We start from the raw sequence: 16,295 nt of genomic DNA, 5'->3' as shown, positions 1-16,295 counted from the left end.
TGCAGGTAACTGATCGCCTTTGTACAAACTTACCGATAAAGGATCATACCCCTGCTCTTTTGACAAAGCTCCCATTGGTTTGTCATCTAAATAATACACAACTTTCCATTGCGGGTCATAGTTCCAAACGTTGGCAATCAGGCGCATCTGGTTGGTTAATTTTTCGGCATAAACGCTGATCTGGTTTTCGGCCGGTAAACCGGTAGATTTATAGTACCATTTCAATTCTGTGCCATTTACTGAATATACGCCATAACCGCGCGGGGTACCGTCAACGCAAATAGGACCGGTCCACCAGCCACCGCAAACCGTGCCATGGTTATGCTCAAAAATGCCGTTGGTGATATTGTTATCATGATAATGGGTATGGCCCGACATGATGTGTACATTACTAAATCCCTCCAGCACTTTATAAAAATCCTGGTTGTTTTTTACCTGGTTATATACCGGAATATGCAGGTTAATGATCAGCAGCTGGTCTTTTTTAACATATTGCAGGTCCTTTGCCAGCCAGTTTAACTGATCTTCGGTGATATAGCCATCATACTCACGCTCAACACCGAGGTAGCGAACATTATCAAGCACCACGTAATGTGCCTTACCCCTGTTAAATGAATAGTAAGTAGGGCCGTAAACCTGCTTAAAAGTAACATCCGATGTTTCATCACCGCCCTGGCGGTAATCCATATCGTGATTTCCTATGGCCTGGAAAAACGGGATCCCCATCTGCGCTACGGCCTCATTATAAGCCGGAAAAAGCTCATGGTTATCCCATACAATATCGCCAACACAAATACCGTGTACCAGTGCGTTTTTGCCAAATGACTTTATAGTAGCGATGGTATCCGGAACCGAAGTGTCCATCATCTGCTTAACATCTTTTTTGTTTTTTACCTGCGGATCGGCCCAGATAATGAAGTGGTGACTATTATCATCAACTTTTAACAGCTCCAGTTTAAAATCAAAATGTGAACTGCCGCCTATATTTTCATAATGCTTGGCAACGTTATAATCTGTTTTAAACTCGTAGCCCGATGGGGTACTCATGAATATGCTTTTAGCTTTTTCATTAGGTGTAAGTTCGTAGTTACCCTTGTCATCGGTAAGCACTACCGAAAAACCATCGGATATGACAACACCTTTAATTCCTTTTTTTCCGGCTGTAACCCGGCCTTTTACGGTATCGCCGGTTAATATTTGTGTAAGCGCGTTGGCGCGGAGCGAGATGAATGCGCCGCCGGTTATAAGGCCTACGCCCTGTAAAAATGATCTTCTGTTCATTTGGTTATGTTTTCAAAGTTCAAACGGGTGTTGAGCTTTGGTCAATGTGGATGGGGAAAAGGGTTCAATGATAAATTGCAGGTAGTCACAAGCTTTCAATTCCCTCCCTCGGGAGGGGCGCTACGGGAATGTGTGATGGCGGGGAGGGGTTATCCGCCTTACCGATCAAATGATCTGGCGGATGAAACCCCTCCCTACACCCTCCCAGGGGAGGGAATCGCACACTCCCTGGCTTTTACACCTATAAATTCATCACCGGCCCTTTATTGTATTTAATTTTGAATGGTTGTAAAACCTGTTGCTGTTTCAATAGCAGTTATCGGCGAGGTCAATGTAAGCGGAACACTGGTCACTGTTCTGCCAGTTATCCACCTGCCGGTTAATGCATCATAAACACCACCCAACTGGCTAAATAAGCCATCAGTTGGCAGAGGGAGCTTTGACGTATTAGAACCGCCGCCATAAAATCCTTGTTCTGTGCGAGTTACCGGGTTAACAGTGCTATAATAATCGGTATTGGTAATACGATAACCGATCTCCGGCGGACCAGCAGAATATACCGTACCGCTACCGCCATACATGATCACATCAAGCGGAACGCTTGATGCAGTAACAGTTGTGCCGGTGAATACGGCAATACCTGCAACATTCCCACTGTTAGCTAACAGGTTAGTAGTTACATTGCCGAAATCAGCGCCGGGCACTTCGGCATACATGGTACTGTTGATCCAGTTTGATGAACTGATATCGGTTGAGCCCTTGCCCCAGATATTTTTATTGCCACCTACATAAAAGAACTGTCCTTTTTTAACTGAGCCCAATGTGAGGTTAAACTTATAGGTTTTAGCCAGTCCTTGAGCCCAACCGTTTGCCGGAGCCGGGTTTGTACCTGCATTATTACAGGTTACTACAGCATAATTGGTTGCCGAAAAGTCAATATCCTTAGTTGCTTTAAACTGAATATATTCATAGTCACCATCACTGCCTGATGGATTGGTAAGGTAACCGGTTATGATAATTGGCGATGGCTTCGTGGCCGCAAGGGTAAATACATCATCGATAGTTCGTGGCCAAAGCTGCATTTTAGTATCGGTGCCCGATGTTACTGCAAACGGAATACCACTAAAATTGGCACTGAATGGTAATTCAGTTGCAGCGAAACTGGCATTAGCCTCGGTATGCATCGTTATTTTACCAAAACCATCATTAATGGTTTTATCTCCGGCGTAGGTTTCACCCTGCTGGGGCTCAGGATCTGCTACAGCTTTAGCTATGGTAACCAGTGTATTTTCATAAACATCAGGCGAAGCCAATAATGTAGCCGATGGAACAGATTGTACTTTGATAGGCCTGTTATCGGCAACTTTATTCACCGAAGCTTCTGTGAGACCTTTAATACGCATGCTGCCATTCACTTTGGTAAGCGTTGCGCCATCAACCTGCACTATTACCGAATCGCCGGGAACATAATTTGCAGCCGCATTGCCTATTTCAAGAGAAATACCCCGTACTGCGCTGCGGCGGTTATTTTGCACCACCAATACACCGGCAGGACTATTACCTGCCGCCGCGTTTGAAATTACTACTCCTACTATTTCCTTAGCACCGCCCATGTTGCTGCTGTTAAGCACAACATCCGAGCCCTTGTAAATGCTGCGAAGGTCAACAACAGCTATGATGGGGCTTAATGTACCTTCGGCATAGTTATTCTTTTTACATGAATTAATACTGACAGCAGCCGTGGCAAGCACCAGTAATAAATATATCTTTTTCATTTTATGGATATCTTAGTTTAAAACCGGTTTGTTATTGTTTTTGCCACCATACCTGTGTACTAATGTCATCGGCTCCCTGTGCGGCAACAGCAGCCTTGTAACTATCAGGATTAGCCGATTGCACATAAACAGGATATTGCAGCCTTGCCGGCATAATGCCATTATTCCTTAAGCCATTACCCTTTGGCAATACCGGGTGCCCGGTACGGCGGTACTCAAACCATTGCTCAAAATCAGTATAAAACATGGAGTAGTATTTTTGAACATGGATCATTTCCATCTTTTCATCAAGTGGCGCAGCATTATCCCAGGTGATATCAGCGCCTGTTAAATAAGTATCGATTGGCACCGTATATGTTGGGATCCAGAATGTAATACCTGATTGAACACCATTTTTGTAGTATGCTGATGCATCTCCGGCTATCCAGCCTTTGGCAGCAGCCTCGGCAAGGATAAATTGCAGCTCCGAATAGTTCATGATGTTACCCATCAACGGATCGTTCATTAACGTAGTGGTTGATGTGGTAGACTGGAAATATGATTTAATACCTACGTTTTCACCAGGTGCATAACCACTTGGAATCCCCTGGATACCTCCCTGGTAACTTGAAATCGACCAGCGATTGTTAACCAATCGCGGATCGGCCCATTTAGCCAAATTATTTACAAAAAACTCGCAAACGCCGGGTTGCCGCCAGTCCTGCTCACGTACACCTCCAATAAACGGCGATGTTAAGGAACCTGAACCAGTCCAGCGTAAAACTGCCGAATCATCGTTGCTGCCCATTACAGGATAAGCATCGGGGTTGGTGTCAACTATTTGTTTGATCTTGGCGATCACATCGGCAGAAACATCGGCCTTGCCAGATACCCTTAACAATAACCTTAAATAAAGCGAATTACCAAACTTGCGCCATTTTAAAGCATTGCCATTAAATACCGGATCGCTCCCGGCTACAACATTTGCTGATGCATTCAACAAGGTATCGGCTGCTTCCAGGTTTTTGAAAATATCCAGGTAGATATCCTTTTGCTTATCAAACTTAGGCGTAAAGATTCCGTCTTTGCCTTTATTGGAATCAAAGTAAGGCACATCGCCATAAGTATCGGTAAGCATGGAATATAACCAGGCCTGGCAGATGAGCGAAATACCCATATAGGTTTTATTGTAGGTTACCTCCTTACTGGCAATGGTATAAATATCTTTAAAGTTGGTTAACTGGGTATACCAGGCATTCCAGGTTACATCGGCCCAGGTACGTTTAATATCATACCTGAATACCCTACCCTCCGAGTCGCCTGCATCAACAGTAACCTGCATCAGCTCGTTATTAAAATTACGGGCGCGAAGCATATTAGTGCCTAAAGTATTCACCAGCGCCGGGGCCAGTAATTGTTGCGGCAGCGCGTTTGGCGTACCGTTTGGATCGGTATTAAGCGCTATAAAATCTTTTTTACATGACGACATTATGCTAACGAACAACATCATCATTGATATAAGTATATATCCGTTCCTTTTCATATTGTTAATTATTAAATGCCAATAACTATATTAAAACCAAATGTGCGGGTTGATGGGAATTGAGCTATCTCAAATCCCTGCACAATATCACTGCCCGAAAGCGTACCAAATTCAGGGTCGAAGATTGGCCACTTGGTCCAGATGTACAGGTCACGACCGTATACACCTACTGTAGCACGCTGCAAGCCAAGCCGTTTAACAAATCTTGGGCTTAACGAATAATCAAACCTCGCCTCACGAAACTTCAGAAAGTTGGTTGAAAACGTATTGCCCTCGGCATTATCAATACCGTAATGAGAGCGATAATAACCGTCAATATCAGTGGCGATAACGTCGTTAGGCTTGTAGCTTCCGTCAGGGTTTTGGATAACGCCCTTACCGATGATACCGTTGTACCTGCCTGGTAGGGTAAGCGTTGTTTTACCCTGCTCAGCCAGTTTATAGTTTGATAGCGAATACGATACACCGCCAACCTGGGCATCAAACAACAGGTGCAGGTTAAATTGCTTGTACCTGAAATCGTGCCCCATGCTTGCCTTCCATTTAGGAATAGTGTTCCCAAGGTAAACCAGGTTATCTGATAGTTTGGCAAAACCTGTGGCTGCGTCATAAACTATCTGCCCATCAGGTGAGCGTAAATAACCGCGACCGTACATATCGCCCATGCTTCCGCCTACCCGTGCCACGATCTGGCCGCCACCGGTAGGGCCGTTACGCAATACTACCGCGCTATCGGCAAGCTGTTCAATAGTATTTTTATTGGCGCTGAATGTCGCGGTAACATTCCAGCTAAATATGTTTGATTTACGGATCGGCGTTCCGTTCAATGTGATTTCAATACCCTTGTTGCTTACCTTACCTACGTTTATAACTGCCTGGCTATAACCCGATGATTGATCTACAGTACGGCTAAGAATTTGGTTTTTAGTATTACCGTTATACAACGCGATATCAAAACCTAAACGATTATTGAACATCCTTGTTTCAGCGCCAATCTCCAAGGTTGTGGTACGCAAAGGCTTCAGATCTGGGTTTGACAGCGTACGCGGATTTTGCAAACCACCTGCATAAGTACTGCCGGCCGATACATAGTTAAATGTAGTTTGATATGGAGTGGTCGACCCGCTGCCTACCCCAGCAAGCGATGCCCTCAACTTTGCGTAATCAATAAACTTAGGCATCTTAAATGCCTCTGAAGGTAAGAAGCTCAAGCTTGCTGACGGATAATTGAATCCTACCTGATCGGTACGTTTATCGGTAGCAAGGGTACTGATCCAGTCTTTACGCGCTGTTAAATCAAGATACAGGTAATCTTTAAATGATGTTGACACCAAACCATAAATACTGTTAATAGCATATTTTGATTTATATGGCAATGTAACCAGCGGGCCGGCATTGTTTGCCATTGAATAAACGCCTGGATATACCAATGAATCGGCACGTACCTCATCGCGGTTATAATTATTGCGGAGCAAACTCCCTCCCGCTGTAGCAGTAACATTAATGTCGTGTGTTATTTTTTTGTTGTATTTCAACAGGAAGTCACCACTTTGTTCTTCCGAGTAAATGTTTTGCGTACGATACGAGCCTTTAGGGTATTTGGTACCGGCATCAAAAGGACGTTGCTGTGCACGTTGCTCGTAACCCATGTCTAAAGTAGCACGAACCTGTAAGCTTAACTCTTTGGTGATGCTGTAAAGTGCCTCAACGTTTCCGGTAACTGAATTACGGTTTGATTTGTTGATAAACTCATTTGATACCGCATAAGGATTTTCAGGGAACGAGCTGAAAGGGTAAAATATGGCTTTGCCATCCTGTCCATTTTTCCAGTAGTTCTTCAACCAGTTTAAATTTGCGTTGGGCTGCCAAAAAATAAACCAGTACATCAGCGATTGGTTACCATAGCCTGCGCCCGGCAGGTTATCGCTGTTTCTGTTATTGTAATTTACTTTTGCGTTGATGGTTAACTTATCATTGATTTTGGAGTTAACAGATAAAGCGATGCTGTTACGGGTGTAACCTGTATTAGGAGTTATCCAATGGTTGGTAACATTCGTTGCCGAAAAACGGGCCGTTGTTTTATCGCTTCCGCCGTCAACACTTACCGAGTTGGTAAAAGTTTGCCCTACATCAAAAAAATCGCGGATCTGGTTTTTGTATGGTACCCAGGGCGTACGTGTTGTGCTTTGCTTTTGAGTAACAGGGTCAAGCTGGTAAAAAAGCTGTCCATCAAATTTAGGCCCATAAGCCGAACTTGTTGCACTGGTGCTTGCACCATCAGGTCCTGCCCCGTACGAGTAATAACGTGATCCTGCAGTACCTTGCCCGTATTCATATTGCAGATCGGGCCAGCGGTTTACGCTTTCAAGGCTCGCATTTGAGTTAAAGGTGATGCCTAAACCACTATGCTTCTTACCCGATTTTGTGGTAATGATAATGGCGCCATTAGCACCGCGCTGACCGTAAAGTGCCGCCGCACCCGGGCCTTTCAATACAGTTACAGTTTCAATATCTTCCGGATTAATATCGTTCAGGTTACTACCATAATCGGCCGGCATGTTGTCGCTGCTGGTACCGTAGGCAGATTCGCCGGAGTTACTTGTACGCCTGCCACTGCCGTTATTGATCACTACACCATCAACCACTATCAACGCTTCGTTATCACCGGTAAGGTTATTTTCACCACGCAGGATAATTTTGTTTGATCCGGCCGGGCCGCTATTTGAACGGATCAGATTTAAACCGGCTACCTTTCCCGATAATGCATCAGTCCAGTTACCCGAAAGGGCACCGGTTAACTGATCGCCTTTAATAACCGGTGCCGAGTACCCGAGGCTTTTATCTTCCCTTTTGATCCCGAGTGCTGTTACCACAACCTCGTTAAGCTTATTATCAGCCGGGCTAAGCGTAATATTTAAAGCAGTATTTGCATTTGAGCTAACGCTTACATTCTGAATCCTCCTGGTTTCGTACGAAATAAAGCTTGCTTCAACTGTGTAAGTACCGGGTACAATATTTAATGTGTATGAGCCATCAATTCCGCTAATAGTGGTTGCCCCTGCTCCCGGTATCTTTACAGTAGCACCGGGAAGCGACTGACCTTGTTCATCAACCACTTTCCCTTTAATGCTGCCCTTATCCTGTGTTTTTGCAATGATGAGGATATTACGCTCGCCTGCTGCTTTGTAAGTGCAGGTAGTTCCTTTTAAAAGCAGGTCAAGTGTTTCGCCTAAAGAGCGGTCTGCTTTTGTTATGTTTACTTTGCGTTTGTCATCAAGCAGGCTATTATTGTAGCTTATCGATACATCGCTTAATTTTTCTATTTGCTGAAAGGCGTCCTTTAACATGGTACCGTCGGCACCAAAAGTGATCCTCTTGTTTATTACTGTTTGAGCCTTAGCGTTTATACCGCCAAAAGGCAATTGTAAAAAGAACAGCATGGTTAATAACCATAACTTTTTCATATATTTACTTTAATTTATACTTGTCTAACCGTGAGTTTAAATTGTCAAAATTTGAAGCCTGGGGTTGTTACCAGCAACGTCCAGGCTTTTACCAAGAGCCGGGTAAATACTACTTCATTATACTTCCTCCTTTTTGATTATTGTTTGAAATAAATAGCTGATCGCCTTTTTGCGTATAGCCTAATCCTGATAGCGCGCTGAGGGTTTCCATGGCATCCGTCAATGTCATCCCCCTTAATTTTGCCGTAAGCCTCACATTGCCAAGGTCTGGTTCTGTAAACCTGATCTTAACACCATAATGGTGCTCAAGCGAAGCGGCTATTTCACTGTAAGTTGTATTGTAGAAAACAAATTCATTATTGATCCATGAGCTAACTGCTGATGCATCAGTATTATTGAATGTATAGATGCCGCTTTGGGTGTTGATGCTGATCTCCTCATTCTTCACCAGATATTTAACCATTTGAGGCTGTCCATGCACATTGGCCATTACCCCAACCTTGCCGCTTTGCACGGTTACCGCTACCTTATGTTCGGCCAAGTAGGCTTTGATATTAAATGAGGTGCCCAATACTACAGTGGTGATATCGCCGCTTTTTACTACAAAGGGTTTGGATTTATGAACCACGTCAAAAAAAGCTTCCCCATCAAGCACTACGTCGCGCTTTTCTCCACTGAAATTTTTAACGTATTTAAGTTTACTGCCGCCGCCAAGATACACTACCGAACTATCAGGGAGCATTATTTTGGAATGCTTACCATCGGCATTGCTGATCTCTTCATAAACTAAAGTCGATGATTGTTTAAAATAGCGGTATCCAAACCAGCCCGAAGTGCAAATAAGCAGGCAGGCCGCAGCATAAGCTATCCAGTTAAATTTAGGAGTGTGTTTTTTTGCAGGTATTTGAGGTTGGGTTATATGTGCGCTAACCTTTGCCCAACTGTTCTCAGTATGTTCGGGTTGTTTAAAGTAAGCTTTGGATGCTTCCAGGATCTGGATGGTTTCACTGAACTGGGCGAGGTTTTCGGGGCTTTCCTCAATCCATTCCTGTAACTGCGTTAAGCCATCATCACTGATGGTTTTCTCAAAATATTCAACTATTAATCGGTAGCTATTATCTTCCATTAAATCTGTCTCTGCAATAAAGACCGATTTTACGTAGCCGATACGTAGCTAAAATAGTTAAGTTTACATTAAGAAATCATTAACTCTCAGAAGTAAAATTGTGCTGCCCTTTTAACAGCTGACGAAGTTTTTTGATAGATTGATAAAGCGTGGTTTCAACCGTACGAACAGAAATACCCAACACTTTGGCTATCTCATTTTTATCAAGGTTATCTATCCGGCTCATGAGCAGCACCTGTCTTTGGCTGGCAGGCAGGGTATCAATCAGGCTTAAAATTTTATTGTACGATTCGCGGCCCGAAAGGATCTTGAAAGGGGTATCCCTGTCTTTTAATACATATCCTTTCAGGTCGATATCTTCAATGGAATGTACCGGATCCTTCTTTTTTTGGATATGATTTAAGGAAAGATTTTTGGCGGCGACAAACAGGTAACTCTTTACATTAAGAATGGCAGTATCGCGGTTATCCCACAATTTAATGAAAAGATTAGCAGTGATCTCTTCGGCAACGGTATAATCTTTAGTGTACACCGTGCACAGCTGGCATAAAGTTTTGTAATAACGATTAAAAAGTGTTTCAAGGGCAACGGGATCGCTTTGCTGCAAAAGCCCCATCAACGCTTCATCAGTAAGTGCAGGATACATGCCAAAGAGTTGTTTTGGCTCAAATGTAAGGCTGCTATGTTAGGCTAATGTTAAGAAAGCACAAAACAACAGAAATGGCTGTTAAGGGATACGTAGCAGTAACAATAAGTGTAGTGGGAATAAGCGTGGTGGGCTGTCAGTCTGAGCCTGTCGAAGACTCGCGCGCAGAGGCCTACCCACCATGCTTCGACAGGCTCAGCATGACACCCGTTTTAATATAAAAGCTTCATTGCGAGGCACGAAGCAATCCCAAACTATACAGGGCGGACCTGCTTACAGGGGATTGCTTCGTGCCTCGCAATGACGCTTTTGAATTACTACATTGACCTTTTACTGCAAAAAGAACACTTCTTTCAAGGGTATGCTCACAGGCGAATGATCGGCATTGGTATCCATAATATCTGCCATGTATAACCACCATTTTTTCATAATGGGGGTGTCGGGCAAATGATCAAGGGCTTCCTGGTCTTCAACCTCCATTACGCCAAAAAGCCAATTCGTATCCTCATCTAAAAAAATAGAATAATTGCTGATCCCAACATCCTTAAGCAAATTGCTTAATTCGGGCCAGATGACATCATGCCGGGCCTTGTATTCGGCTGTCTTGCCTTCATGAAGCTTCATCTTAAATGCTACTCTCGCCATTATGAAAATATTTATATAAAGTCTATCAATTAATTTCACCTATAGCAATCAAAACATTCGCTTTAGGCTTTGTGCATTCTGCTTTCAGCTTTTATTTATGGTTTAACTACGTCTAATATAGGTTTATCCAATCCTGATAACAGATCTTGTTCAGGCTTTAACAGTTCAAGCACCTCAACATCGTTATAACCTTTTTTTAACCACTCAACCGGCAGGTATAAGGTTTGCTGCGGACCAATCCCCCAGTACCTGCCCAGGTTATGTCCGTTTACCCATACCACACCTTTGCCCCAATTGCTCATATCAAGATAAGTATCGCCTACTTTATCCAGTTTAAAACCACCTTTCCTGATCACCGGCGACTGGCCATCTGGCTTTGCAGCGGAGAATTTAACAGCATTTAAATCATGAAACGGCAGCGAATACATCTTCCAGTGCTGTAATTCTGTCCCGTTTAAAAGTACCATCTCGGTGATCCCTTTTTTATTCTGCAAAAGATACTTGCCAAAATTGATACGGCCAAGGTTTTCTACCAAAATATCAAGCGTCACTTTACCGGCAGGCAATTTTAAGTACAAACTATCCTGGTTAAGCCTGCGGTCAAGGGTACCCACTTTTTTACCATTGATCATGATCACCGCGTAATCCCTCAAGTCTTTAAGCTTTAGCTGTCCGCTTTTACTTCCATTTAAAATGGTGCGGTATAACACAAAACCGTAATCCTGTTGCAGATCTTCAAAGGTGAGCGGGCTGATATTTTCCTTAGCCGCCGGCAAGGTATTTAATAAGCTTACCGATTGTGTTAGCTTAAAAGCAGGTATAGTAATAGCCGGTTTAGCTGCCGGCACATCAGGCAATTGCACGCCGGCAGGCAAATATTTTTGAATCACCTGTCTGAACTGAATAAACTTTGGCGTAGCATTCCCTGCCTCATCTAAAGGAGCATCATAATCATAGCTGCTCGTTTGCGGCTCATAAGGCGAGATATCTTTAAAATTAGCGCCGTTCATGAACGCACGTGTTGTGCCACCATGAAACATGTACATGTTGATAGAGATCCCGGCTGCCAGCACAGAATCAAGCCGGCCTGCATAACGTTCGGCCGGGATGGTGTGATGGGCAGTTCCCCACCAATCAAACCAGGCCGGGTACCATTCGGCTATATAATACGGGCCTTTGCCGTCATGATTTTCATTGATGATCTTTTTCACTTTTGCGGGATTGTCAAGACCATTAACAGCGGGGAGCAATCCGGGCAAATGACCGTTCACCAGGTCGGGTGCAGGGTCGCAGGTATACAGTAATCCGTCAAAACCGGCTTCTTTAAACAGTTTTTGATTAATTCCGAGATACTCTTTATCGCTTCCGTATGAGCCGTACTCATTCTCGATCTGTACCATCAGAATGTTTCCGCCATGATTTATCTGCAGCGGGGCTAATTGTTTGCCTACCTCTTTGATATAGCTTTCATACTCTTTAAGGTATTGCGCTTCTTTACTTCGCACCTCAAGGCCTTTTTCGTTCTGCAGCCAATAAGGATATCCCCCAAACTCCCACTCCGCACAAACGTACGGGCTTGGACGCAGGATCACCCACAGGCCCTCCTGCTGGGCTATGCGCACAAACTCGGCCACGTCATTATTACCGGTAAAATCAAACTTGCCTTTCTGCGGTTCGTGCAGGTTCCAGAACACATAAGTACCTATCGTATTCAGCCCCATAGCTTTAGCCATTTTCATGCGGGCACGCCAGGCTTCACGAGGTACCCGGGGATAATGCATTTCGCCCGAGATCATCTGGAAAGGCTTCCCGTCAAGCAGGAAAGCTTCATCGCCCAGTGCAAACGTATGTTTAGGCGTTTGGCAAAAGCCAGTGACACCCCAAGCCAGAAATAATGTTAGAAAAGATATAATAGTTTTTTTCATGGTCGTTCTATCGCTTCCGCGTTTTGCTATTGTAATAGTTTTGATGAATGTTATTTCTTAAACACATCCAGGTTCCAGTGATCCACCCAGTTTATTTCAATATCATCGCCTTTAAAATTGATGGGCAACCACAGATAACGGCCGTCAATGGCATCTTTTGGAATCCATTTATCAGCTATAAATATGAAAGCGTCTTTTTTACCTGCTACAGGCAGCACATGGGTACTTTGACCGCCATAAGTGATTTGACTATCTGGTCCCTGGCAAGGGTTACCGTGGTAGGTCCACAGGCCCCAGATTGATTTGGCACTGAACCAACGGGCAGCATTTGGCGCCCAACCGGTACACCCCGAGCCGATCATATAATAAATTCCGTTGCGTTTAAACAAAGCAGGGGCTTCGGTTTGGTGGCCTATATATATGCGGATGAATTTACCGGTGTGGCCTGTATAATCGGGCGTTAATTCGGCCAGATCAAGCGTATAGTTTTCTTCGGATGAAAAAACGTGGTAAGCTTTGCCATCGTCGTCAACAAAAACGGTCATGTCGCGGGCCATCTGGCCACCCGGCAGATCGCGGCAAAAAAACTTGTCAGTTTCATTGGTCGGATTAACGCAGTTTATCTTATCACCTTCAGGAGTTAGCGCAGGATAAAACGGCATCTGCCCCGCATTTGGGCGATAGCTTTTAATGAATTTATATGGACCGGTCACCTTATCGCTCACAGCAACTCCCGCACGGGCCGCGCTATAGCCTTTGCCTAATAGTTCAAGGTGAAACCACATTACATATTTCTTGGTCTTTTTGTTGTAAACAACCTTCGGCCGCTCCAGGATACAGCCTTTTGCTATATCGTTAGTGGTATCGGGCGAAACACTCAGGGAGATCCCCTCGTCCTTCCAGTTATATAAGTCTTTTGACGAATAGCAATGAACCCCAACCATTGCCCTGTTGCCCGCGTCACCGGCAATTTTGTGTTCACCAAACCAATAATAAACCCCATTGTTATAAAGAATGCCTCCCCCATGTGCGTTGATGTGTACCCCTTTATCATCGGGCCATATCGCCCCCGGACTAAAACTGGTTAACTTGGTTTGAGCGCGGCCAATGATACTGAGTAGCAAAAAGGCAAGCAATAAAAAGCGATAGTATTTCATATAAAGATGTTTGTATTATTTTCTGATATCGAGTGCGTGATCCGCCGGTGCGTCCTGGCCGCTCCAGATTTTAACAGCCGTCCATGGCTCGTCCGCATCTGCCCAAAACGGATCTGTTTCGGGCAAGCCCAATGGCACAAATGCTGTAGCGCAGAAGTAAAGGCTGCCTGTTGTAATGTAAAAATCGGCCAGGCCAGGCTGCTTGCCATATAAGCCCATATTAAGCCAGCCATCGGCAGTAAAAGTTTGCGGTGCATCAAGCGTTTTTTTGATCATGGCAGTAAGCGCGCATCTTACCTGCGCGGGTTTCAGGCTTGCAGGTAATTGTTTTTTGTAGGCAATATTAGCCAGGTGATGAAATACACCGCCACGGTAAACTATTGAACGGCCGATGGCTGGGTAACTTCCATCGGCATTGATCAGGCGCTCTAATACCTCGGCATAACGCTGCCCAACGGCAAGCTCCCGCTGTTCTTCACGTGCATAAGTTTTCTTTTTTGCGTTAACCTCTTCCAATATCGTGCTCAGATTGGGATGGATCACAATGCTGTTATAATAATCGAGATGAAAGCTCATCCCATCCGAATACATGCCATCGCCAACATACCAATGCTCGGTAAATTCGCGGATGCCAAATTCAACTCTTACCGGGTCATAGCCCAGATCATATTTGCAAAAGAATGCCTCTATCATCCCCGAAAACAAAATCCAGTTGGAGTAAACCGGAACAGTTGCGCGGGTAGTCTTCATCACTTCAACCACCTGTTTTTTGGTTACCTCATCAAGATGTTCCCATAGCCATGGGCTCCGTACCAAAGCAAAAGCAACAAACGAGGCATCAACCAAGGGCTGGCCACCGCTCCATTGCAGATAGTCTTTAGCTTGAGGATTAACCGCGTTTGCAATAGCCTTTAAAGACCAGGCCCTGTATTGCTCACGAAGTTTTACTTCGGCAGGATCACCGCCTTCCAATTGCAGCCATGGCGCTATGCCGCACAAGGTGCGGCCAAAAGCCTCCAGGTACCCCACTTTAGCACGACTTTCCTTATTATCAATTTTATCGGATAGCTCCATAGGCATCTTTTCTTTAAGCTGATCGGTTGCGAGGTTGCTGATCACCGGCCTTGCTACCTTATCCATGTAGCTTAGCCATAATTTCCTGTCAGATACCTGAACTATATTTTTTTTGCTTTGTGCCGATGCACAAAAAGGCGTACTTATTAATATGAAGTAAAATATAAGCTTTTTCATCCGGGCTATGTATCTTGTCTGTTGCGTTTTATCGGCTAATTTTATGATCAGGGCTTCGAGTCCAATACCTGTACTTTTGTGGGTGCGATGCTGGCTTTACCTTCTCCATCAACCTGCGTTACCTGTTGTACAAACAGGCTCAATATTTTTTTATCTTTCCATAGTTCGGTATCGTAAGTGGGTTCCCACCCCCCTACAGGTGTAGATGTTAAATCACTAACCTGCCAATTTCCATTTTGCAGATCACCGTTTACAGCTACGGAAACTTTATCACCACGCTCGGTATCCCTGAAGATAATTGCCGCTGATTGCCTGCCTCCTTTGTTCCAGGCAACGATTTGCGGGCGGGATATCGGGATCCGTTTTGTACCTGTTCCACCAAGACTGAAAGCTGTTTTCCTGAAACCAAGATCAGCCGAATGCCAGCTATCATCCGTTTTAAAAACGATATGGTATTGCGGTATTATTGTACTGCTATCGCGCCAATAGGTAGCAATAAAAGGATTGCCCTTGTCATCGGCAAACATGGATGTTTGATTGATGAGCTCGCTGTGCTGCGGTATTTTGCAGGCATACTCGGCATTGGCAGCGATGATAGGAAGGGTATATTTTTCGCCTGTTGACTTTTCCCAGGTCAGTCCACCATCACTTGAGCGGGCATAGCACATATCATGGTTGCTTGCCACATCCGGGCTTTCGCGCCATACCCACGAAATGTGGATAGTTCCTTTTTTATCAATACATATTTGCCAGTAGGCATTGCGTTTACCTTCACCATCAATAAGGTTTTGCTGTACATTAACCCACTTTTGTGAGGTAGTGCTATACCTGTTCATCACCAGGTTACCGTTGCCCGAACCTCCGTCACGGTAAACAAATAATAGGTCACCACCCGTCAAACGGTAAAACTCGGGGTAACTTACCTTGCTTTCGCTAATGCCTGTCATGTTTTGTTGTGCCGATAAAACCAGCCTCCCGGGCTTAGTGCTTTTAGCATAATTCAAAGCCTGATTATGGTGCCCCCAGGCAACGTGTAAGTAGCCGGCTCCATCAACCATAATACTGATATCCTTATGGGCATCAGCAGCATCGGCTTTATACTGCGTTGTAGCAACCTGCCAGTTAACCGATCCGCTTTTTCTTTTAGCCAATACCAATACCTGGTCGTTATTATAATAGGCCGCGTACTGTTCACCCTTAAAAGTAACCAATGAGTTTTTGCGGAACACAACCGTATTAACCGAGTTATTTGCCCATCCCAAACCTATGGTACTGGTAACAACCTTGCCTGTTTGCGCTATTGCAGGCACGGCACCGCAAAGCAGGATGTATAGTAAAAGTTGATATTTTAAACGATATAGCTTCATAAAAGTAAAAGTAAGGGCAATAAATACTGCCCTTACTTTTTATTTGTGTTTTAAATTAATAACCAGGGTTTTGCTCCAGTACCGCATCTTTATTCAACTGAATTTCTGATAGCGGGATGGGCAGCAGCAGATTTTT

General features: G+C 44.4%; 11 protein-coding genes. All 11 read right to left on the bottom strand.

The genetic code is table 11. The annotated features are described in order from the left end of the window. On the bottom strand, positions 1-1,281 hold a 1,281-nt coding region (locus VF500_RS20235; protein WP_330861417.1), incomplete at its 3' end, for a calcineurin-like phosphoesterase family protein. A 272-nt stretch (positions 1,282-1,553) separates the two neighbouring features. Continuing rightward, positions 1,554-3,056 carry a DUF5689 domain-containing protein gene (locus VF500_RS20230; protein ID WP_330861416.1) on the bottom strand — a complete coding sequence of 501 codons (1,503 nt, stop codon included), beginning with the start codon at positions 3,054-3,056 and terminating at the stop codon, positions 1,554-1,556. Between the two features lie 31 nt (positions 3,057-3,087). Further along, entirely contained in the window at positions 3,088-4,578 is a 1,491-nt protein-coding gene (locus tag VF500_RS20225) for a SusD/RagB family nutrient-binding outer membrane lipoprotein (protein WP_330861415.1), read from the bottom strand. A gap of 11 nt (positions 4,579-4,589) precedes the next feature. After that, positions 4,590-8,042, bottom strand: a complete 3,453-nt coding sequence (locus VF500_RS20220) for a SusC/RagA family TonB-linked outer membrane protein (protein WP_330861414.1) — start codon at positions 8,040-8,042, stop codon at positions 4,590-4,592. 109 nt (positions 8,043-8,151) lie between these two features. Continuing rightward, positions 8,152-9,168, bottom strand: coding sequence for a FecR family protein (locus VF500_RS20215; RefSeq protein WP_330861413.1), 1,017 nt, complete (start codon positions 9,166-9,168; stop codon positions 8,152-8,154). 79 nt (positions 9,169-9,247) lie between these two features. Next, on the bottom strand, positions 9,248-9,814 hold the full coding sequence (locus VF500_RS20210; RefSeq protein WP_330861412.1) for an RNA polymerase sigma factor: 567 nt from the start codon (positions 9,812-9,814) through the stop codon (positions 9,248-9,250). Between the two features lie 330 nt (positions 9,815-10,144). Beyond that, complete coding sequence (gene rhaM / locus VF500_RS20205) at positions 10,145-10,459, bottom strand: L-rhamnose mutarotase (RefSeq protein ID WP_330861411.1); 315 nt, start codon at positions 10,457-10,459, stop codon at positions 10,145-10,147. 95 nt (positions 10,460-10,554) lie between these two features. After that, positions 10,555-12,384 (bottom strand): beta-galactosidase family protein, encoded by a 1,830-nt coding sequence (locus VF500_RS20200; protein ID WP_330861410.1) that lies wholly within the window; start codon positions 12,382-12,384, stop codon positions 10,555-10,557. Positions 12,385-12,434: 50 nt separating this feature from the next. Then, a complete protein-coding gene (locus tag VF500_RS20195; protein WP_330861409.1) occupies positions 12,435-13,541 on the bottom strand; it encodes a glycoside hydrolase family 43 protein in 1,107 nt (368 codons plus the stop codon). A gap of 15 nt (positions 13,542-13,556) precedes the next feature. Next, on the bottom strand, positions 13,557-14,792 hold the full coding sequence (locus tag VF500_RS20190; RefSeq protein WP_330861408.1) for a DUF2264 domain-containing protein: 1,236 nt from the start codon (positions 14,790-14,792) through the stop codon (positions 13,557-13,559). A gap of 47 nt (positions 14,793-14,839) precedes the next feature. Beyond that, positions 14,840-16,159 (bottom strand): BNR repeat-containing protein, encoded by a 1,320-nt coding sequence (locus VF500_RS20185; protein ID WP_330861407.1) that lies wholly within the window; start codon positions 16,157-16,159, stop codon positions 14,840-14,842. Positions 16,160-16,295: the final 136 nt, after the last annotated feature.

Origin of the sequence: Mucilaginibacter sp., assembly GCF_036383575.1 — a bacterium.
Lineage (GTDB): Bacteria > Bacteroidota > Bacteroidia > Sphingobacteriales > Sphingobacteriaceae > Mucilaginibacter.
The sequence above is the reverse complement of the archived record's forward strand: the minus strand, read 5'-3'. Positions and strand labels throughout refer to the sequence as shown.

Coding starts and splice junctions, on each gene's coding strand:
- VF500_RS20230 (WP_330861416.1), bottom strand. CDS start 3,056: ATGAAAAAGATATATTTATTACTGGTGCTTGCCACGGCTGCTGTCAGT.
- VF500_RS20225 (WP_330861415.1), bottom strand. CDS start 4,578: ATGAAAAGGAACGGATATATACTTATATCAATGATGATGTTGTTCGTT.
- VF500_RS20220 (WP_330861414.1), bottom strand. CDS start 8,042: ATGAAAAAGTTATGGTTATTAACCATGCTGTTCTTTTTACAATTGCCT.
- VF500_RS20215 (WP_330861413.1), bottom strand. CDS start 9,168: ATGGAAGATAATAGCTACCGATTAATAGTTGAATATTTTGAGAAAACC.
- VF500_RS20210 (WP_330861412.1), bottom strand. CDS start 9,814: ATGTATCCTGCACTTACTGATGAAGCGTTGATGGGGCTTTTGCAGCAA.
- rhaM (WP_330861411.1), bottom strand. CDS start 10,459: ATGGCGAGAGTAGCATTTAAGATGAAGCTTCATGAAGGCAAGACAGCC.
- VF500_RS20200 (WP_330861410.1), bottom strand. CDS start 12,384: ATGAAAAAAACTATTATATCTTTTCTAACATTATTTCTGGCTTGGGGT.
- VF500_RS20195 (WP_330861409.1), bottom strand. CDS start 13,541: ATGAAATACTATCGCTTTTTATTGCTTGCCTTTTTGCTACTCAGTATC.
- VF500_RS20190 (WP_330861408.1), bottom strand. CDS start 14,792: ATGAAAAAGCTTATATTTTACTTCATATTAATAAGTACGCCTTTTTGT.
- VF500_RS20185 (WP_330861407.1), bottom strand. CDS start 16,159: ATGAAGCTATATCGTTTAAAATATCAACTTTTACTATACATCCTGCTT.